Genomic DNA, 1,271 nt, shown 5'->3' with positions numbered 1-1,271 from the left:
ACCTTTGTGACTGATATGGCAAAGTGGCACTACATTTTGTGACATATAGATAGATGAGATGCCAATAACATCAGCTTGTGGTGTATGTGGTGTAGCCATAGGTATGTCAATAAGTGTTGCATTTACGATGTCTACCGTGGCTTTATCCTCAATATTTGGAGTATTTTCGTCTTCCCTTTCTGAATGTGTACTGCTATTAAACATACCTTGAACACACTCACTAAACCGCGTTTCTATAGTACTATGCTGCTCAAATAATGAACTCAAGAGATTTTGTATCGGACTAGATTGCAGGACGTAATCCTTAAGCCACTTCGGTGCCACATCTATTAAGTTGAGTAATCCGCTGACCAGCAACTCAGCTAATTCAGTACCAGGTACAGAACTGCTATCCTGACTTCTACTAGTCCCAATCTCAACTCCTTCATTCGTTTCGTTCTGATAGAATGATTCCGTGTCGCTCTCTTTGGGAGATATGGATTGTTGATTGTTAGTACATTCCGAAATGTCATCCTCTGTCTTGTTATCACCACATTCACCACTCTCTTTTTCAAGCTCTGATATCACAGCTCTTACGTGAGATCGCAGAATACTAGCAACCTTCACATCAGACGTTCTTTCGTCAATCGTGTCTTCCACAATTTGTGTTAATAGCTTGACATTAGGACTTACAAGGACCTTCAGCATAGCACCAGTCCTCCCAACTTGGTACGTTCCTGCAACTATTTGTTCTATACAAGAGTCTATGAAACGCTTCATAACCTCATAATTATTATGGCACACCGTCAGCAACTTACTCCTATGGGTAGTGTTATCTATTAAGTAACTCACAAGTTCAAGTTCCTCTTGTTCTACTGCCCATTTAAAAACCTTGTAATTAGAGTATGAAAGTAAGGCCTCCATTTTTTTTGGCGTATTGAACACTAGCTGAAGCTCTAACTTTAGGAGACCAAGCTCCTTATGATCTAGAAAGTAAGACACGTCCGCGTCTGCAATCCTTTTCTGTGTTAGGGATAGCTGTTCTGTTCTTGTCTTCTTTGGTTGCCTGGTGTCTTGGTCTTTATACTTCTCAAAATTAACTGTTTGTCTTTTCATATTATTAAAGGTACAGTGATTACGCATTATGTAAACAATACAAAACATACAGAAAAAATCAAGCCGTGATATTCATGATATGAAACGCAAGAGAGAAAAAACAGTAGGACACACCAAGATCCCAAAAGACAAGAGGGTATTAGACAATCTTGCAAGGCTTTTAGAAATGACTAGCC

1 protein-coding gene is annotated in these 1,271 nt (G+C 39.3%); it reads right to left on the bottom strand.

Going from position 1 to position 1,271, the window contains the following annotated elements; genetic code table 11:
• On the bottom strand, positions 1-1,122 hold a 1,122-nt coding region (locus EDM53_RS00910), incomplete at its 3' end, for a hypothetical protein (protein ID WP_165379519.1).
• Between the last annotated feature and the right edge of the window lie 149 nt (positions 1,123-1,271).

This window comes from Rickettsiales endosymbiont of Peranema trichophorum (assembly GCF_004210275.1).
In the GTDB taxonomy this organism is placed as follows: domain Bacteria; phylum Pseudomonadota; class Alphaproteobacteria; order Rickettsiales; family Midichloriaceae; genus RICK02.
This window is presented reverse-complemented; position numbering and strand designations above follow the sequence as displayed.